Origin of the sequence: Pontibacter harenae (assembly GCF_020907245.1) — a bacterium.
Lineage (GTDB): Bacteria > Bacteroidota > Bacteroidia > Cytophagales > Hymenobacteraceae > Pontibacter > Pontibacter harenae.
This window is the reverse complement of record NZ_JAJJWH010000017.1, coordinates 23,355-41,957: the sequence shown is the minus strand read 5'-3', so window position 1 is coordinate 41,957 and position 18,603 is coordinate 23,355. Positions and strand designations below refer to the sequence as shown.

Sequence of the window (18,603 nt, the reverse complement as noted above, 5' to 3'; positions counted from 1 at the left end):
CAAAATTAACTCACCAGCAGCCGCTTTTGCAAGAACGTGCGGAGAGCTTTGTCTAACGGTTCGTTTGTGATGAATAAGTCATAGGCGATTTGGCGGTTGCGCATGTCTCTTTCCGTCTGCTGTAGCCATTCCTGTAGCCGTTTTAAATATGCTTTCCGTTGGGCTGCCGTGTTTACCTGCATTGTTTCGCCTGTTTCCAGGTCCTCGAAGGTGAGAGTGCCGCCGCTGTAGGCAAACTCCAACTCATTCTGAGCCATTAGGTGGCATAGCAAAAGCTCGTGCCGCTGCGCTCCTACCTTGTAAAGCAAATCTTTTATCTCGCCCTCATGCTCATACAAGTCAGTCAGGAATACCGTTAGTTCTTTCTGCCGCTTATTTGCAAAGATGTTAGCCGAGGTAGCCGCATCAGGAAACTTTCCTTTTGGCTTTATCTCGGTTAATTGATGCCAGAACCGCTGCAGGTGCATGTTGTCGGAGCGTGGTGTCAGGTTAACCAACTGCTTTTCGTGCAACACATAAAGGCCGACCGCATCACCTTGTGTGGTTGCCAGGTAAGCCAACGAAGCCACCAGGAAACGGGCAAAGTCTATTTTGCTGATGCCGTTTGCATCTTCGTGTGCCATAGAAGCGCTACCGTCTATTATGAACCGAACCGTAATGTTTGTGTCTACCTCTGCTTCGCGAATATAATAGCGGTCCGATCGGGCAAACATTTTCCAGTCGAGTTGCCGCAGGTCGTCTCCTGGCTGATAGCTTCGGTACTGGCTAAATTCAAGGCCCGCTCCACGTCGCAAGCTTTGGTTTTGCCCCGCCATAAAACCTTCTACTACTGTTTTAGCCAGCAGCGGCAGGTTTTTTATACCAGCCAACACCTTTGGGTCGATGAATCTATTTGCGCTTTGGGACATTAAACTAACGTCTGCCTTAATTTTAAATCAGATAGCATAGTCTCTATCGTTGCTTCTTCTATAATAATATCTACTCCACCAATTAGCTGTTCCCTCACCTTTAGCAGATACCTGTTTGACTCGGTATAAAAAACCAAAGCGGCGTCATACATTATTTTCTCCTCAAACTCTTTATTCCAATCCTGGTAAATCTCTATCATGATGACAGGAGAAGAATACAACTTTATTTCAGAGTACTGCCCCGACTGTAGTAACTTTTCTTTGCGTAGCGGAGCTTTACTCTCACCTACTTCAAACTTAAAATAAGTTGTAGCAGATTTGTCTGAATTACTGTGGTCGGCACTAATATTAATGAAAGAAACGTCACTTCTGTTAACTTTCAGCCCTAGCGCATATTCAGGAGCCCAATAGCTCACCTCTTTGCCAACAGCCTCTACTCTTAAGTGTTCTGTATAGAAATAATATATTCTTTCGCCTAATACCTTCTTGAGGATTAGGTTATCTGCAATGGTGAATTTAATAATATCAACCTCTTCCATCTCTTCGTCTCTTCTTTTGGTTATAAATACAGCTAGGGCTGCAGGCTATTGCAAGATAATGAACCCTCCTCTAACCCTTCCAGGAAGGGAATTTTCTGCAGTAGGAGAGGTAATACTTTGCGCTAGGCATACACTAACAGTTTAGAACTATGATGCATCCGTTATTTCCCTCTCCTGGTTTTAAGGAAAGAACCAGGAAGGGCTATTAAACCAACACCGCCTTCGGCAATTTTATACTTTGCAGCAATTCCTCTACAACTCTGTCTGGGGATATTTGCTCAGCCTCTGCCGTAAAGTTAATTAATACACGGTGGCGCAGCACAGGAAAAGCCATAGTTTGTACATCTTCGGCTGTAACAGCAAATCGGCCGTGCAGCAAAGCCCGTGCTTTTGAGGTAAGTATAAGCGCCTGACCTGCGCGAGGGCCTGCTCCCCAACGGCAGTATGTCTTGATGAACTCAACAGTAGTGCTGTCGGGGCGGGTAGCGCGCACGAGCTGGTTCACGTACTGAAGCAGCTCATCACTAATGCTTACCTCCCGTACCAGTTGTTTTAGTTTTAGTACCTCCTCGCCTGCTATAGTTGGTTGCACCTGCGCCTGCTTGGTACCCGTGGTGCTGGAAAGAATGTTAAGCTCCTCCTGCTCAGTCGGGTACTTTATCTTGATAAACAGCAGGAAGCGGTCCAGTTGCGCCTCTGGCAGCGGGTAAGTACCTGCCTGCTCGATTGGGTTTTGGGTAGCCAACAAGAAAAAAGGGCGTGGCAGCGGATAGGTTTTACCCGCATACGTTACCTCGTGCTCCTGCATCGCCTCTAGCAGGGCCGCCTGCGTTTTGGGTGGCGTACGGTTTATCTCATCGGCCAGCACAATGTTGGAGAAGATCGGTCCTTCGTTAAACTTGAAGAAACGCTTGCCTGTTGCATGGTCTTCTTCCAGCACTTCGGTACCTAAAATGTCGGTTGGCATCAGGTCAGGCGTGAACTGGATTCTTCGGAAGCCTAATTCCATAGCGTTGCTCAGGGTACGTACCAGCAGCGTTTTGGCCAAACCTGGCACGCCTTCCAGCAATCCATGTCCGCCTGCTAATAAGGTAATCAGCACCTCGTCCAGCACCTCCTCCTGGCCTACTATAATTTTCTGTATCTCCTGCTTTAGCCGTGGTAGTTTGCTTAGCAGGTTTTGTATGTCTTGTTCCGTCACTTGATGTCAGTTATGATAGCACTTAAAGTACCGTACTTGCTATTTCTATTGCTTTCTCTAAAAACTCGTCTCTGTTTTCCCGAACGCCCTTTATGGTTTTCTCTACAAAAACATCAGGTATAATGCCCACGCCATGTAGTTGCGAGCCATCGTGCTTCTGTACTTTCATGCCCGTCCAGGGAATTTGATAGCCGCCAGGAAGCAAAAAAGGATTAATGTTTCCGTTCGTGCCTGCTGTAGGTTGCCCTACAATGGTAGCTAGCTTGTAATGCTCTATAAAGCTCATATAGCTTTCAGCATAACTGATGGCACTACCGTCGGTAAGGAAAATAACTTTAGCCGTTAATTGAGGCTTTTTAGGCTTCATTAGCCAGCCAAATTTCTGATAACCTACTATTTTTTCCTGGTCAGGATAAACCAGCTGTGGCACTTGCATCCACTGCTTTGAAGTATCGGCTGTAGGTAACAGGTATTGAATCAGTTCATGGTTGCCCTTTGGATAGCCTCGCAAATCGCAGATAATAGCTCTGCTTTGTTGTAGTTGAGGCATCACCTTGCTTATCTCTTCCATAGGAGTCGTATCCAGGTTGATGTACATGATACCGTCGCCCAGCGTTTTGATGCTCTCGGCTTGTGGCATGGCTGCTGCCACTTGTTGGTAGGTAAGCGACCTCTTAAGCTTTACATCTTCAGTTGTGTTGTCAGCTTTTAAGATGGTGAGATGTAGCTCAGAATCCTGTTCTCCCAATAACGACTCCAACTCAGACCTGGTGTAGAGCCAGCCTTTGGTAGCCGCCGAAATATGTTGGTGTATATTCTCAAATAGTACTTCAGGTGTGGTGCCATTTATATTCGTAACAATATCTCCTTTCGCCAGCGGAAGGTTAGCATCTAATACATTTGTGATTACGAGCTTATTCTCTACCCACTCCCAAGTAATAGGTGGGCGATAAGTGGCTTTATTATCGGTGGAGACTACACGTACATGGCCATCCTGTAGTTTAGCGGTAAGTTTCTGCAGGTTCTTCTGGAAATCAACGGTAGTTTGATCTGTATAAGCTCTGGCTATGGCATCACGCAGGTCCTGGTGCCAGTCGGTGTTGGCAATCTCGAAGTAAGGGTAAAAGTGCTGGAAAATATTCCAGGTGATGGTAATGTCGCCGAGTCTGGTATATAAATTTGCTCCCTTAAGATCAGCGGCAGGAATGGCTCGCAACTTGTCTCGGAGTTGTGTAAGGTCGGCTCTATCAGTTTCTGGATAAGTTTGTTCAGTTGTGCCGTAAAGGGCAAGCGGCACAATAGCTTTTAAACCGCCTCCTATTGTTGTGGCTGTGTACTCTCCTACTTGTGGATAGGCTTGGAATAGCGGCTTTTGCTTTCGCTGTTTAGGTGTTTCTGCTACGCTCCTAAAAACAACATATTTGTTGTCTTTGTGCTTGCCGTCCTGCTGAATAGTATAGTTGTAGCTAGAATTACCAGATTTACTGCTGCCCGAGATACCGCTGCTAAGTGCTGTAGGTGCTTTGCCTGGCTTTTCATTTGTAAAGCTCTCAGCGTACACTTCTTTCCAGATGCCGTTTTCCTTTACCTTAAAGCTGATGTCGTCCAGCCACATTTCACCAGTTCCCGACAAGAATGCGCCAATATTTATAGTAGCTGCGCCTTTGTCTACTGTACCTTCAATCTTGTAATCTTGCCACTTAGTTGAGGTGGCGGGCATATTACTCATGTTTTCGAAGAAGCCCATTGTCTTGTCGGCTTTATCTATGCGCGCCCATAGGTGGCCTGTTCCAGCTCCTTCTATCATGCGCATCTTACCTTCCAAGATAAACTCTTTTCCCACATAATTAGCGGCTTCTATCCGTTTGGCAATGGAGCCAAATTTAGAAGCGGCGGCTTGCTGTACTACTGTTGGGCGGTTGGTGCGGGCACTTTTGTAAGGACTTCTACTGTCGCCAAAACCTAGCCCCATGTGTTGCCAGGCAACTGTTTTGTGTTTTCTTAGCTTTGAAGGTGTTAGCTCCTGCTGGTTAAATTTTACATCTTCATCTTCCAGATATATCTTAACAGTTGGCGCTATAGGTTGAAAGAGAGTTGTAAGTGTGGCTTTAAGTTCCTCTGGCGTTTTACAATTCTCTACTTGTTTGCTGCCATAGATGGCAAAGCGCTCCCAGTTTATGGCTGCTGCTTCATCGCTCGGGTGAAAGTACTTTACATAGCCGTAGAGCTTTGCAAAGGCAGTGGCGTTTTCAATTTTTCTGTCTTGCTGGGCATAGGTATTGCCGATAGTGATGAGCAGCAAAAGGAGTAAGAGCGCTTTCAGTTTCATAGTTTAAGATAACACTATTGTTAAAACATTAACTAATTTTAATATATTAACTCGTTAGCGCATACATTATTATGTTCACTCCAAACTTAGTATTATCCTCTGCCAGCCAGCGTTTGTTGCGAAAGTCGTAGTCCCACTCGCAGCCATAGTCTTTGTTGCTATATAGTACCCCAATGCGCCCGTCTATCTCCACTGCCTTCAGGTAGTCGTGTACTAAGTCATCGCCCCAGCCATTTAGCTCAAAGGAGGTGGTAGGAGGGCCTTCCTCAAAGGTGAAAAAGGATTTGTAAAGCTTGTGGTTATTCGGAATCTTTTTTAAGGCATTCTGACCAAAGATCTGCCGCATCTGCTCTTCAAACGAGCGTGCAAAAAGACCGTCAATGTCGTGGTTGCAGTCGTCTACAAACACAAAGCCGCCATTACGCACGTAAGTCTCAAAATTCTGTCGCTCTTTTTGGTCGAACTGCACTAGCTTGTGGCCGCTCAGGTAGCTGAAAGGGAAGTTAAACAACTCACTGCTATCCAAAGCCACAACTTTCTCCTGCTCCTCTACCTTTACCGTGGTGTACTGGATAAGCGAGTGCAGCAGGTTGCTGGGCATACGGGGGTCGGTATCCCAGTTGCCAGAGCGGTATTTTAAGCGTACGAAGGTAAAAGGAACCAAAATGTTATTTAGGGCAAAAGAAAATTATAAGTAGAACAAAGCAATAAAGGGGAGAAGAATTAAAAGCAGAAATATAACAGAAGCCCAACAGTCTCTTCCTTTCGATATAACAAGCTTGACAATAATGGTTAACATGCACACTATTGTCATCAGCAACGTGAGCACAATTAGCGCACCATTTGCTGCTCCACAAGAGTTAGGATAATTGGCGACCCCTGATTTAAACCAGTTGTAGACATATAAAAGCCATCCCAGATAAAAAACTACAGCAATAGTTGAGATTATATGCCTCTTGAACAAGCTAACTACCATATCTCAATTGCTACCTTTAAGCTTGTGGTGTAGACTTTTAGCTACCATTCCTCTATAATTATTTCGCTGATTCGGGTTTATAATCCGAATCTTTTTAACTGCGGGCTTGCAATCCGCTTGCCTGCTAATAGCGACAGCCTTTACTCTTTCGGATTACAAATCCGCGGTAGTTCTACTTTCGGATTTACAATCCGAAAGTGCAGCAAAGGGTATAATATTGACTTACTAATGAATGCCGCGTATAGCTAAGCTGCACGCGGCATTCATTAGTAAGCCTTTATTGATATTTACACCGCATCCGACAAACTCGTGAACGTAAAGTCGCGGATCTTCATTGGTGGAATTAAGCTTCCGTTGATGCGTTGCGGCTTACCTAGTGCCTCCAGGTTGTTCAGCATAATAACGGGACTCTCGTTGAAGCGGAAGTTCTTTACTGGATACATGATTCTGCCGTTCTCAATGTAGAACGTACCGTCGCGGGTAAGGCCTGTGTAGAGCAGTGTTTGAGGGTCTACGGCACGAATGTACCACAGGCGAGTGACCAGAATACCGCGCTTAGTGTTCTTGATCATGTCTTCCAAAGATTGGTCGCCGCCCTCCATAATCGTATTACCAGGAGGTGGAACAGACACAGCTCCTTTGTTAGATGCCCAATAGCGGGAATTATACAGGTTCTTCACCACGCCTTTATCAATCCAGGTTACTTTCTGCTGCGGACGGCCATCGCCTGCAAAAGGAGCAGAAGGTACTTCTACATTAGAAGGATCTGAATAAACAGTGATGCGTTCATCCAAGAGCTTCTCGCCTACCTTTGTTTTGCCACCTGCTTTGCTCAGGAAGCTACGGCCTTCCTCGGCATTACGCTGGTCCATGCTGCGGAACATGTTCCGCAATAGGTCGATGGAGGCGGCAGGCTCAAGAATTACGGTGTACTTGCCTGGTTCCAGTGCTTTGGCGTTTCGAGAGTTGGCAGCCTTTTCGGCGGCTATCTGAGATGCTTTGCCTGTATCCAGTTTGCTGATATCACTAAAGTCTTGGGTAACGTAGCCAGAGCCAGTACCATCTTCCGTTCGCATGGTCACCGAGAAATCTACCACAGTAGACGGATGGTAGGCAAACAAACCTTTCGAGTTCATTTTAGCCGTAAAGTTGCTGTAGTGCTCCATGAAGCCTGCGGCAGTAAGTCCTTTGGCGGCTGCGGCGGCAATGCTTTTAGCTGCTGCATCGGCACGGTAGGCGGGGTCTACTTTGTTGGTGCTATCAAAAAACTCTTTTGTTACAGTGTACTTTTGCGGGCCAAGTAGCTCGATGTATTCTGGACTTTCAGGAGCTAAACGCGCTGTTTCTTCTGAGCGCCTTATTACTTTTTCAAGCGATTTATCATCGAACTCATTGATAGTGGCTACGCCTGAACGCTTTCCGAAACGAGATTCTACCGACATAGAAATATTTTCTTCTGAGCCACTGGTAGATACTTCGTTTCTGGCATAGCGAATATTGCCGCCAGTGTTGCCGTTGAGCGTTATCTCGCACTCATCAGCCTTCGAATAACCCAGTGCTTTTTTAAGTATAGCCTGAGCCTCTTCTTTCGTTAATATTGCCATTTTAGATGTCTTTGCTAAATTTCAAACTGTATTACTTTATCAGTTCTGAGTCACGAATTAACTTCTTTCTGCTGGGAAGTTAGGATGATGCTTTTCAGGATTCTGATCAGTTCATCACACTCGCCGTGGATGCTGTTGAGGGCATCTGGTTTTATGTAATCTGTATCTTTGAGCAGGCGCAGCCAATAACTGGTTTCTCTGGCCTCTTTTAAAGCTACACTCAGTTTATGCCTGAAGTCAGCTTTGCTTTAGCCTCCGAGTGCTTCCTCTACGTTTGCTCCGATAGAAGTGCCGCTTCTCAGCACCTACTTTGCCAGTACAAACTCCCGCTGCTCCTGTGTAAGGTGCTTGTATAGTTTAATGATGCGTAAAGCAAAAGGATAAGATTTAGAAGCCACTATACTTTCAGCCATGTTTCGGAGTATAACTTGGTTCAACTCAAGACTCAGAATTCAGAACTCGTGACTCGCATTTAAATGCGTCTAGCGGTATTGATTACATTTACACCGTTAAAGCGTGTATGGGCTGAACCATGCGATACTGCGCTCACCTGGCTTGGCTGACCTTTTCCGTCGAAGAAGGAGCCGAAGAGGCGGTAGTCGCTTTCGTCGCACATGTCAGCGCACGAGTTCCAGAATTCTTGGGTGTTGCTTTGGTAGGCTACGTCCTCCAGCGGACCGACAATCTTTCCATTCTTGATCTCGTGGAAGGTTGTGCCACCAAACTGGAAGTTATAGCGCTGTTGATCTATAGAATAAGAACCTCGGCCTGCAATGTAAATGCCTTTGTCTACTCCAGCAATCAGTTGGTCTACGTTTTTCTTCTCCTTGCCTGGTGCAAGCGAGATGTTAGCCATACGCTGGAACTGCACAGAGCTCCAATTATCGGCGTAGCAGCATCCATGAGATTCGTCTTCGCCAATGATATGTGCCTGATCGCGGATAGCCTGATAATTTACCAAAACGCCATCTTTTATCAGGTCCCACTTTTTTGTTTTTACACCTTCATCGTCCCAGCCTACTAGGCCTAAGGAGCCAGGTTGTACCTTGTCGGCAAAAATGTTTACTTTGTCAGAACCATACTTAAAGTTTTTAGTCTTCCATTTATCCAAAGTAGCAAAGGAAGTGCCTGCATAGTTAGCTTCGTAGCCAAGCACACGGTCCAACTCCAGTGGGTGACCTACCGATTCGTGTATCGTCAATCCGAGGTGGTTCGGGTCCAGCACCAAGTCATACTTGCCAGCCAACACCGACTTTGCCGTGAGCTTTTCTTTGGCTTGTCTGGCGGCAAGGGCAGCGTCTTCCAACATATCGTAAGCATAGCGGTAGCCTACCAAACCAGTGCCTTCAGGACCTTTTATTTTTTCGGATGCCTTCGGAATCATGTACTCATAGCCCATGCCCATCGGTGCACTCAAGGCTTCGCGGGTTCTGAATTTGCCAGAAGCCTTGTCTACGGCTGTAACCGTAAAGTTTGGCCAGATGCGGTGGATGTCCTGGTCGATGTAAGAACCTTCAGTTGAGGCAAAATACTTCTGCTCGTTTACCTGGAATAGCGCGGAGTTAACAAAGTTAGCGCCATTCTCCATTGCCTTGGCGTTAGCGGCTAAAAGCAGATCAGCTTTTTCGCCAACAGGCACCTCAAAAGCATTTTTCTCCATCGGAGTGCGCCAACTTACTTCGCCGTAACCTTTTACAGGAGCTAGCTGCACTGGCTCTTTTTGTAACTTGGCATTGGCTTTAGCTATGGCTACAGCCTGTTCGGCAGCTTTGGCTATACCTTTGTCCGACACATCGGAGGTGGCGGCGAAGCCCCAGGTACCGTTTGCCAGCACACGCACGCCTACACCATAAGACTCTGCGTTAACAATGTTCTGTACCTGTTTTTCGCGGGTAAAGACATACTGTTGCAGATAGCGGCCAATGCGCACATCGGCATAAGAGGCACCTTTCGATTTTGCTGTGTTCAAAGCTACATCGGCTAAGCGCTTTTTAAGGGCAGTATCAACCTGCTCCAGCATGCGCTCTGGCGATACAGTATCACCGAACACAGGGATGTTGGGCAGCATCAAGCCACCAAATCCAAGTGCCGACAATTCAAGGAAATTTCTTCTTTTCAAAGTATAAGATTAGTTTAGTTTGAAGAGGTAACGTTTTTCGGTAGTTAATTTTAATTCTTTTCTCCCATCTTTCAAAGTACAGAGAGGCTAAAAATGCCGAAAGGGGTATATTTATAGATGAATGGTGTTGGCAGTTATATAAAAAATCAACCAGCCCCTTCTATTTAAAAAGAGAAATAAGCTTTGCATGCAACCACTGTAAGGATGTAGGGTCACACTAACAAAACTGCAAGTATTGTGTAGAAGAGTAGTTAAAAATACAATGATCGTATGAAAAAAGGACTGAAGAGAAGCGGGGTTTATCTTCCAATATTGGCAGTTTTAATTTTGGCTGGCTGTGAAAAGGTTGATGTTGAAAAGGGGGTGCCGAAATGTGTGGAGAAAAGTATTAAGGACTTCAGTAAAGTAGCATGTAGTACAGGTGCTAAGGTCGATGAATATAACTTTCAGAACGAGACGGTATACGTCTTTAATTCTGGTACATGTAAGACCGATCAGTCTAGTAAAGTAATGAATTCTGATTGTAACAGCTTAGGAACTGTAGGAGGATGGAGTGATACTGTTATAAACGGAAAAGATTTTAGCAATGCCACCTATAGTAGGACAGTATGGGAAAACTAAACGCATAGCAGGTGGCTCTAAAAACAAGAGGCTGCATCTGAATCAGGTGCAGCCTCTTGTTTTTACTTTTTCGGGGCGATCACCAGCAGCTCTATAGGCCGCTTCACCTTTCTTAGCTTCAGCCCCATTTCCTCCTCTAAGGATTTTAGGAGTGTCTCAGGTTTGTTTTCGTCGAAGTATAAATTATAGTCATACTTGCGTTGCAAGTTGGTAGCATCCACTACAGGTTCTTTTAGCACGTTCTGCAATATTTTAGCTAAACCAGCGGTGGATGTGTTGCGACCTGCCAGTACGCCTTCGTCGGAACTTTGCTGGCTATAAGCCTCTTCCGGGGCGGCTTCTCTTAAGCGTTTGGCTGCAGCTGTGGTGGTAATTAGCTCATACACTTCCATCTCTTTTTGCTCTTGGCGTACTTCTATGGCCCACACATCTTGCAGCATCTGCTGCAGTTGCGGGCGCCATGCCCACATAGGCGAGCCTTTGCCTGGGTTGGTGGCTACTACATCAAAACCTCCTTCGGGTAAGGTAGTGGTTACTTCTGTTTGTTTATCAGTCGCATCAAATGCTATTTTAATGATGTCCAGAGCCTGAGCGCCTTTAGTCCTGTACATCTGGGGCATCAGCATGTTAGACATTCCCTGACTTGCCGACGGCCGTATACTTAGCTCGTAAAGTGGCTTAGCTAAATCAGCAGTAGTATTGGAAGTAGGTGCTTCTGGTGAATCGGTTGCTACTGTCAGTGTCTTTCCTGCTAGTGCTTTATTCAGCATTTCCTCTGAAAGTGTTTTTCCGTCAGGATAGCCTAACACGTTGCCGTCTGCACCGATTACCACGGTAAACGGAATAGCCTGCACCTCGTACGCCTCATGCATGGCTTCGTTGCCGTCTATACCTACCCAGCCATTTATCTTGCGTTTCTTCAGAAAGTTTTTTGCTTTTTCATCCGTCTCGTCGGTAACGGATATAAACTGTACGCCTTTGTTTTTATACTTCTCTGAAAGCTCGTTCAGGTGTGGCATAGCTGCAATGCAGGGCGCGCACCAGGTGGCCCAAAACTCCAGTACCACCACTTTGCCCTTTAGCGAATTTAGGTTCTGCTCTAGTTTGCCTGATGCCTGCAGCAGCCCTGTCAGTTGTAGCTTAGGTGCCGCTTCGCCAACTTCTGGAGCAGCTGCTTTGGCCGTGTTTACCTGAAGTATAAGTAACAGGAAGAGAAGGGGTAGAAGAGTCTTTTGCATACTGTTGGTTGTATTTTGATTAAGTTACGGAAAACAACTATAAAACAAAAGCGGGAGCCTTACATAAGGCTCCCGCTTTTGTTTTATAGTATAAGAAAGGATTACGCTTCTCTTACAAGGCCAGAAAGTCCTGCTTCTTTTAGCAAATCGTTGAAGGCTTCTGCCTCTTTGCGATTATCGAAACGGCCCGCTCTGATGCGGTGAATTTTTCTGCCTTTTATCTGCTCTTCTTTTACCTCTACGGTAAGGTACTTGTCAAAAGCCTTAAGTTTTGCGCTAAGCTGCTGCGCTCTCTTCTGATCGGTGTAGGCTCCTGTCTGGATGGTGTAGAAGCCTGCATTCTGTGGATCGTAATTTCCAGGTAGCTCCAAAACCTCTACCTTAACCGTACCGACTCCTTGGGAGTGGAAGCCTAGCTTCTGGGCAGCCACCTCAGACACATCAATTATACGATCGCCTACATAGGGGCCGCGGTCGTTTACACGTACCACTACAGTTTCGTTGTTGTCGAGGTTGGTTACCTTTACCTTTGTGCCGAAAGGGAGGGTGTTGTGGGCGGCGGTCATGTCGTTTTTGTTATAACGCTCGCCGCTGCTGGTTTTTTTGCCATGGTACTTGCTCCCGTACCAAGAGGCTTGTCCTTTTTGAATGTCTTCGCTTTGTGCGAAAGTGGACTGGCTAATGCCGATAATAAAAAATAGAATTACTGTAAAAATAGAGCACTTTCTATTAATATTCATATAGTTAATAGTTGGTGAAGCGACAAAGATAAGCAAATTTTTTAAATCAGCCCTTTTAAGCTCATTTCTGGCAAAGTGTGTAGGGGGATACGGTCGATCTGGTTAAATTTGCTGTAAGTCTTCGTTTGCAAAATGTGCGTTTAAAGTACGTATGGCAATATTTTCATGTATTGAACAACAGAACAAATTTTTATGGTCATCATAAAAAAATAAAGAGCGGTGACCTTATATTTATTGATAAGAGAAGGGGGGTATTGATTAGAGGGAGGCAAGACTGAATACGTTACTTTGTGCATCAATTTGAATAGTGCAAGGTGTAAAATAAAGAGCAGATATGGATTTTGGAAAGCTACAAAATATCAGCCGCGTAGATTTTACGCTGCCACCAGACCACCCCGATACAGGGCTTTTGCTGCAGCAAGAAAAGAAGGCTCAGAAGCCTGAGGTATACATTGGCTTGCCTGTGTGGGTAAACAAGGCTTGGGTAGGGCAGTATTATCCTGCCAAAATGCCTGAGAAAGACTCTTTACTATGGTATGCAAAGCAGTTTAACACCATAGAACTGAATAGTACCCACTACCATATTCCAACACAGAGTACCATTGAGCGATGGCGGCAGTCGGTGCCGCAGGGTTTTACCTTCTGCCCTAAGTTTCCGCAACTGATTAGCCACGAGAGCCAGTTAAGCCGAACGTTAGACCTGTCTGCTACTTTTTGTGAAGCCGTGGCTAGCCTGGAAGATAAGTTAGGAGACACCTTTCTGCAGTTGCCGCCTTCTTTTGGCCCGAGGCAGTTACAAGACCTGGAAAACTTTGTAAAGTATGTACCCGAAAGCGTACCCATAGCTGTAGAACTGCGACATCCCGATTGGTTTACGGATAATGTTGCCTCGCTGGAGCTTTTTGAGGTACTACAGAAGTACAGGGCCAGCACTGTGCTAACCGATGTAGCTGGCCGAAGAGACGTGCTGCACATGCGCCTTACCACGCCAACAGCCATGGTCCGCTTTGTAGGCAACGGCCTGCATCCTACAGACTATACCCGCATTGATGCCTGGGTGGAACGACTGAAAGTATGGTTTGACTTGGGACTGCAGAAGCTGTACTTTTTTGTGCACGAACCTGATAACACGGCTTCACCAGAGCTAGCTACTTACCTGATCAATAAGTTAAATGAAGTATGTGAGTTTGACTTAAGGCCTCCAAAAAAGTTTGTACAGCCTGTGCAGGGAGAGCTTTTTTGAATTGTGAGTTTAAGAGTTAAAATGTAGTTCCTTACTGGCGCGAATCTCCAGATTCGTGACTTATTAACAGAGTGGAGTCTCCGACTTTACGGGCTCGCAGAGCCCAACAAAGGCAACTCAATCTGCTGTGTCTCCTGCTAAATGAGAGAAAGTTCAACAGTAAACGAATTACCTGCCAAATACAAGAACACCTGCTGTGGCAAGAGGTAGTTTTCGCACCAAAAAATAACTCTAGCTAAACACCATACACCATTCTCCAATCATGAAAAGTACAACCATAAAAAGGCGTCTCCTGAGCAGGAAACGCCTTTTTAGACTAAAAAAACTTATAAATTATAACTTAAAAGTTTCGTCGTTCAGACCTTTATTTACTTCAATATTCTGTACTTCAAACTTCATTACCTGAGGGCCGACTACAGTTTCCACTACATAAGGAAACTTTACACCGTTCACTTCTTTGTAGTCGCTGAAGGTTCTAGTCTGTGTAATGGCTCCTTGCGGTGTTTCAACGCTGGTTACCTGCTTTACACGAAGGCCTGAGTTCTTATCGAAATAGTGTGTTGACTTCTGGCCGCCTGGTACAGATACTTCTACTGCATAAGCATCTTTGCCATTCACTTTTTCTGTGCCCGTAACTTTGGCTGTAACACCTGCTTGGTTATAGCGCAGCATAGGAAAGGCATCAAGCTCCATTTTCTGAGCCTTCAGTTCTTCAGCTGTCATCTCTTTGTTCACGCCTTGCATTGGCGCTTCCATTTTGCCTTTGTCTCCGTTAATAATCACACGCTGGATTGGGCTGTTGTTCATCATTAGCTGTACTGCCAACTGATCAGCACCTTTCTGCTTCTGCTCCATCTGTATCTGCATGCCTTGAATACTGGCAGTGCTGTTGATGGAGATATCCTGTAGCTTCTCGATGTTAGCCTTGCCGCCTACAGCCTGAATATAGTTAGTGAAAACCTGCTCTGCTGTAACATCGGCAGGAGCAGACTTTGCTGCCATGTCCACTTTCTCGCCTTCTGGGCTGTAGTACGTAATCTGGTTGTCGTCCTTGTCGAAGCGCTTCAGTTTTTCAGCTATTTCGCTGGCATTACCTACAGCCACAATATACATCTGGTCTGGGCGTATATACTTTTGCGCCACACGTTGTATGTCGGCTGGCGTTACAGCTTCGACCTTTTTAAGGTAGTTGGCATAATAATCTGCTGGCAAACCATAAATAGCTGTATTCAAGGCGTAGTTTGCAACGGTGCCAGGGTTTTCTAAGCCACGTCCATAGCTGCCAGTAATGTATGCTTTGGCGTTGTTTAGTTCTTCTTCGGTTACTTTTTCGTTTCTGATGCGGCTCAGTTCGGTTAAGAATTCCATAGCTGCACTATCGGTAACGGCATTACGCACGTTGGCATAAGCATTGAAACGGCCTAAAATTTCATCAGAAGAAATAGAAGAATATGCACCATAAGTATAGCCATTCTTTTCACGCAGGTTGTTAAACAATCGGGCACCACCGCTGCCTCCTAATATAATGTTCATCAACTGCGCTGGAATAGCGTCTTCAGCACCTGGTTTTAACGCTGCAGGATTAGTAAACGAAAGAGCCGTTTGTACTGCGCTTGGCCTGTCTACTATCACTACCTGCGTTTGCTTAGGCTGTTGTGGCAGGTCGTACTGCTTCTGGTTTATGTTAGCTTTTTTCCAGTTCTTCAGCGACTTGCTTAGGAGCTTTTTAGCCTCTTTAGGAGTGATGTCGCCAACAACAGCTAAGTAACCGACATTTGGCTTAAAGTAGTTGTTGTAATAGTTCTGGATGTCTTGCAGCTTGATGTTCTCTACTGTTTCCTCGGTCATCAACTCTCCGTAAGGATGGTTTTTGCCATAGAGTAGTAAGCTACGAGTCTGGTTAGCAATAGCATCTGGGCTTTCTTTCTGCTGCGCCAGGCCAGCGGCCATTTGCTTCTTTATCTTGTCCAGTTCCTCTTGTGTGAAATTGGGGTTTAGAAGTGCATCAGTTGTAAGCTCCATCAGCGTAGGCAGGTGCTTCTTTAAAGATGAAGCCTGAAATCCTGTTGAATTGAAAGACAAGTTAGCTCCGATAAAGTCTACCTGCTCATCAAACTGATCTTTGCTGCGGCTTTTTGTGCCTGTGCGCATCATCTGGCCAGCAGCCTGCACATAGCCAGCTTTGTCGCCTTCTAAAATCGGGTCACGGTCCAGTACGAGCTGCATCGATACGACTGGCAGCTTATGGTTTTCTACCACATATACTTTAAGGCCATTCTTCAGAGTAAAACTTTCGTACTTACCAAGCTCAATTTCAGGAGCAGGGCCTGGAGGAGGTGGCGTTTGTCTGGTTTGTGCTGCGACAGTAAAAGCAACAGCCAGTACGAGCACAAGGGTGTTATACATTTTTTTCATGATGAAGATAAATCTATAGAGACATTAGACTAATATCTAACATCTAAAACTTTTAAGCTTATTGTTTTGGTTGAGCTGACTTTGGAAGGTAATGTACCACTACACGGTTGCTTTTTGTAAGATATTCTTTTGCCACTCGTGTAATGTCTTCCTTTGTCACCTTCATGTAGCGATCAATCTCTGTGTTGATCAGGTTGGCATTGCCAAAGTACACATGGTAGTTTGCCAGACTTTCGGCACGGCCTGCTACGGTGCGGTTTCCTTGTACAAACTGGCTTTCAATCTGATTGCGCAGCTTCTGGAATTCCTTGTCGCTCAGGGGGGCACTTTTTACCTTTTCAATTTCTGCGTTCATCGCCTGCTCCAGGTCATCTACCTGCACACCCATGTTGGCAATAGCATAAGTTAAGAACAAACCTGGGTCTTCGGTAGGGAAAGGGATAGAGGCGGCAGCTACCGCTTTCTGCTGCTTATCAACCAAAGATTTTGGCAAACGGGCACTCTCGCCACCAGAAAGCAAAGTTGTTAGCATAGATAAGGCGTAATAGTCGTCGGTGCCTTGGGCTGGAATGTGATAAGCTTGAATGACAGCTGGCAACTGAATGTTGTCATAAACTGTTTTACGGCGCTCTTCCGTCTGCTTCGGCTCTACTACGTTCGGACGAGGAATCTCTTTTGTGCCCTTCGGGATGCTTGCAAAATACTGGTCAATCAGCTTTTTCGTTTCTTCTACGTTGATGTCGCCAGCAATAGAAAGAGTGGCGTTGTTTGGTACATAAAAAGTCTTGTAGAAGTCTCTGAACTCTTCGATTTTAGCGTTGTTCAAATCCTCGAAAGTACCGATAGGCATATTCTGGTAAGGGTGCTTTGTATAAGCCAAGCCAAACACATTTTGGCCCATCGTTCCGTAAGGCTGGTTATCTATACGCTCGCGCTTCTCTTCCTGTACCACCTTGCGTTGCGTTTCTACGCCCACTTCATCTACTTTGGCCGAACGCATACGTTCCGCTTCCATCCATAAACCAAGCTTCAGCTGGTTAGACGGCAACAGTTCATAATAATAAGTTCTGTCGAAAGAAGTATTAGCGTTTAGGGCGCCACCTGCATTTTCTACAAGCTTGAAGTATTGTCCGCGGTCTATGTTCTCGGTGCCTTCAAACATAAGGTGCTCAAAGAAGTGGGCAAAGCCCGTACGGCCAGCCTGTTCGTTTTTGGAACCAACATGGTATAGCACCGATACCGCTACGTTTGGCGTGGAGTTGTCCTGGTGCAGGACTACGTGCAGTCCGTTTGGCAGCGTGTACTCTGTGAATTCAATTTTGTTGCCTTTGGTTTGCGCCATGGCCGCCAGGCCAGAAGCACACCATAAAAGGCAAAGCATGAGCTTGCGTTTCATGTTTTAAAATTAGTTGATGTATATTTTAGGCTATGTAGCTAGAGCAGTTCTAGCATTTTACCAACTATAAAATTAATATTTAAAGTGGTAGTATCCGAGCCTGTGCTATAGTAGCAGGTGGTATTTCTACCAAAGCAGTTTATGGTAGGATGAAGCAGGAGATTGTGTAGATAAACAAGTTACTGGAGCTAATGCATGAACTGCTCCAGGAGGTACTGCTTTGGGAGGTTGAGGAGTAGGGAGAGGAGGAAGAAACCAAATATGATCAGCTTTGCGCATGTTGTGCTTTTGTAAATATCTGGCAGACTTATGATCATGTTCACAATGCCAAGTATAACAAGAGAACTGAAAGGAGCTAATAGGCGGTAGTCCAGATTATCGAAATGAGAAATACTTCTGAGAATCAGGATGGAGATTAAGTATAAAATGGAGATAGAGATGCAGATGCATGAGAATGAATTGTTTTTAAGCTGCTCCCAAAAGCTGTAATGCCGCCTCAGTAGTGCTATAACAGTTATAATAACAATAGCCTGAACGCAGCTTGTGGCAGCAAATAAAAGGTCCCCCTGATCGCGAAACTTCCTGATGATGAGAAGTTCGTTGAGGAGTCCTTCTGAAAACATTTGTATAAAATCTGCAAAAGTCTCTCTTTCGGCGGCCAAACGATCAAAACCTGTTATGTGGCCACTTAAGTACAGGTTAATGCTGAGATAAATGGCAGCAGTTGCACAAAGTAAGGTGAATGCTACAGCCAGTGCTACGGCTGCTTCCTTTTTGCCGTTAAAGAAGAAAAATAAAGAAAGAAAGGCTACCACACCGAATGAGAAAGCCCCAATATAACGCATCAGAAATAGGAACAGGCAAGCGCAAAAAAGTAAAACATAGGTACTGCCTTTGTGACTGTTATTTATAAACTTGTTCACGAGGTAGGCTAAGTATATTAGACCTAGTATAAAAGGAGCTTCTGACCAGGTAAAGCTATAAACCTCCATTAAGGTGTAAGAGCAGTAAACGGAGGCGAGTATATATCCGAAGCTTTTGTTTACTTGGCGTAGCAGCAGAAAACTAAGGCCCAGTAATAATATGTTCAGTAGTTTAGATGCCCAAAACACTGATAAGCTGGTAATGCTAGAAATGAAGAATATTAGAACTGGGTAACCTACAGGCCAAGTCGAAAAAAACTTTGGTGCCGATGTTGCTCTATCGATAACATAGAACCCTTTTCCGTTCTTTAAGCTCTGAGCTAATTCCAAATATCTTTCTGAGTCAGGAGA

The 18,603-nt window shown here is 45.3% G+C and carries 14 protein-coding genes and 1 pseudogene; 2 read left to right on the top strand and 13 right to left on the bottom strand.

Annotation, left to right across the window (positions count from 1 at the left end):
- Positions 1–5: 5 nt before the first annotated feature.
- From LN893_RS10825 to LN893_RS10790, 8 genes and pseudogenes are all read right to left on the bottom strand, one after another.
- On the bottom strand, positions 6–908 hold the full coding sequence (locus LN893_RS10825; protein ID WP_229969843.1) for a DUF58 domain-containing protein: 903 nt from the start codon (positions 906–908) through the stop codon (positions 6–8).
- Positions 908–1,447, bottom strand: coding sequence for a hypothetical protein (locus LN893_RS10820; protein WP_229969842.1), 540 nt, complete (start codon positions 1,445–1,447; stop codon positions 908–910). Before LN893_RS10820 ends, LN893_RS10825 begins: the two co-directional genes overlap by 1 nt.
- Positions 1,448–1,652: 205 nt before the next feature.
- Positions 1,653–2,648: an AAA family ATPase gene (locus LN893_RS10815; protein WP_229969841.1), complete on the bottom strand. Its 996-nt coding sequence runs from the start codon at positions 2,646–2,648 to the stop codon at positions 1,653–1,655.
- Positions 2,649–2,670: 22 nt separating this feature from the next.
- Positions 2,671–4,977: a S41 family peptidase gene (locus LN893_RS10810; protein ID WP_229969840.1), complete on the bottom strand. Its 2,307-nt coding sequence runs from the start codon at positions 4,975–4,977 to the stop codon at positions 2,671–2,673.
- Between the two features lie 46 nt (positions 4,978–5,023).
- Positions 5,024–5,641 carry a DUF4159 domain-containing protein gene (locus tag LN893_RS10805; protein ID WP_229969839.1) on the bottom strand — a complete coding sequence of 206 codons (618 nt, stop codon included), beginning with the start codon at positions 5,639–5,641 and terminating at the stop codon, positions 5,024–5,026.
- A 599-nt stretch (positions 5,642–6,240) separates the two neighbouring features.
- Positions 6,241–7,557, bottom strand: a complete 1,317-nt coding sequence (locus LN893_RS10800) for a TldD/PmbA family protein (RefSeq protein WP_229969838.1) — start codon at positions 7,555–7,557, stop codon at positions 6,241–6,243.
- Between the two features lie 50 nt (positions 7,558–7,607).
- Positions 7,608–7,793 (bottom strand): annotated as a pseudogene (locus LN893_RS20735) (four helix bundle protein); the annotation flags it as partial.
- 236 nt (positions 7,794–8,029) lie between these two features.
- Positions 8,030–9,676: a TldD/PmbA family protein gene (locus LN893_RS10790; RefSeq protein ID WP_229969836.1), complete on the bottom strand. Its 1,647-nt coding sequence runs from the start codon at positions 9,674–9,676 to the stop codon at positions 8,030–8,032.
- A 270-nt stretch (positions 9,677–9,946) separates the two neighbouring features.
- On the opposite strand from LN893_RS10790, the gene LN893_RS10785 reads away from it, so the two are divergent.
- The gene (locus tag LN893_RS10785) at positions 9,947–10,297 is read left to right on the top strand and encodes a DUF6970 domain-containing protein (protein WP_229969835.1); all 351 of its coding nucleotides are present in this window, start codon (positions 9,947–9,949) and stop codon (positions 10,295–10,297) included.
- Between the two features lie 62 nt (positions 10,298–10,359).
- Here the strand turns inward: LN893_RS10785 and LN893_RS10780 are convergent, their stop codons facing one another.
- Complete coding sequence (locus LN893_RS10780) at positions 10,360–11,535, bottom strand: TIGR03435 family protein (RefSeq protein ID WP_229969834.1); 1,176 nt, start codon at positions 11,533–11,535, stop codon at positions 10,360–10,362.
- A gap of 101 nt (positions 11,536–11,636) precedes the next feature.
- On the bottom strand, positions 11,637–12,275 hold the full coding sequence (locus tag LN893_RS10775) for a septal ring lytic transglycosylase RlpA family protein (protein WP_229969832.1): 639 nt from the start codon (positions 12,273–12,275) through the stop codon (positions 11,637–11,639).
- 334 nt (positions 12,276–12,609) lie between these two features.
- Here LN893_RS10775 and LN893_RS10770 point away from each other — a divergent pair, with 334 nt between their 5' ends.
- A complete protein-coding gene (locus tag LN893_RS10770) occupies positions 12,610–13,518 on the top strand; it encodes a DUF72 domain-containing protein (protein WP_229969831.1) in 909 nt (302 codons plus the stop codon).
- Between the two features lie 333 nt (positions 13,519–13,851).
- Here LN893_RS10770 and LN893_RS10765 read toward each other — a convergent pair whose 3' ends face one another.
- The 3 genes from LN893_RS10765 to LN893_RS10755 form a co-directional block, all read right to left on the bottom strand.
- Positions 13,852–15,933: an insulinase family protein gene (locus LN893_RS10765; RefSeq protein ID WP_229969829.1), complete on the bottom strand. Its 2,082-nt coding sequence runs from the start codon at positions 15,931–15,933 to the stop codon at positions 13,852–13,854.
- 58 nt (positions 15,934–15,991) lie between these two features.
- Positions 15,992–17,329 carry a M16 family metallopeptidase gene (locus tag LN893_RS10760; protein WP_229969827.1) on the bottom strand — a complete coding sequence of 446 codons (1,338 nt, stop codon included), beginning with the start codon at positions 17,327–17,329 and terminating at the stop codon, positions 15,992–15,994.
- A 188-nt stretch (positions 17,330–17,517) separates the two neighbouring features.
- Positions 17,518–18,174: a hypothetical protein gene (locus LN893_RS10755; protein ID WP_229969826.1), complete on the bottom strand. Its 657-nt coding sequence runs from the start codon at positions 18,172–18,174 to the stop codon at positions 17,518–17,520.
- Between the last annotated feature and the right edge of the window lie 429 nt (positions 18,175–18,603).

What these genes read in the sequence shown, in the direction of transcription:
- LN893_RS10825 (WP_229969843.1), bottom strand. Translation starts at nt 908, where the DNA reads ATGTCCCAAAGCGCAAATAGATTCATCGACCCAAAGGTGTTGGCTGGT.
- LN893_RS10780 (WP_229969834.1), bottom strand. Translation starts at nt 11,535, where the DNA reads ATGCAAAAGACTCTTCTACCCCTTCTCTTCCTGTTACTTATACTTCAG.
- LN893_RS10820 (WP_229969842.1), bottom strand. Translation starts at nt 1,447, where the DNA reads ATGGAAGAGGTTGATATTATTAAATTCACCATTGCAGATAACCTAATC.
- LN893_RS10775 (WP_229969832.1), bottom strand. Translation starts at nt 12,275, where the DNA reads ATGAATATTAATAGAAAGTGCTCTATTTTTACAGTAATTCTATTTTTT.
- LN893_RS10810 (WP_229969840.1), bottom strand. Translation starts at nt 4,977, where the DNA reads ATGAAACTGAAAGCGCTCTTACTCCTTTTGCTGCTCATCACTATCGGC.
- LN893_RS10760 (WP_229969827.1), bottom strand. Translation starts at nt 17,329, where the DNA reads ATGAAACGCAAGCTCATGCTTTGCCTTTTATGGTGTGCTTCTGGCCTG.
- LN893_RS10785 (WP_229969835.1), top strand. Translation starts at nt 9,947, where the DNA reads ATGAAAAAAGGACTGAAGAGAAGCGGGGTTTATCTTCCAATATTGGCA.
- LN893_RS10800 (WP_229969838.1), bottom strand. Translation starts at nt 7,557, where the DNA reads ATGGCAATATTAACGAAAGAAGAGGCTCAGGCTATACTTAAAAAAGCA.
- LN893_RS10765 (WP_229969829.1), bottom strand. Translation starts at nt 15,933, where the DNA reads ATGAAAAAAATGTATAACACCCTTGTGCTCGTACTGGCTGTTGCTTTT.
- LN893_RS10770 (WP_229969831.1), top strand. Translation starts at nt 12,610, where the DNA reads ATGGATTTTGGAAAGCTACAAAATATCAGCCGCGTAGATTTTACGCTG.
- LN893_RS10755 (WP_229969826.1), bottom strand. Translation starts at nt 18,174, where the DNA reads ATGCGTTATATTGGGGCTTTCTCATTCGGTGTGGTAGCCTTTCTTTCT.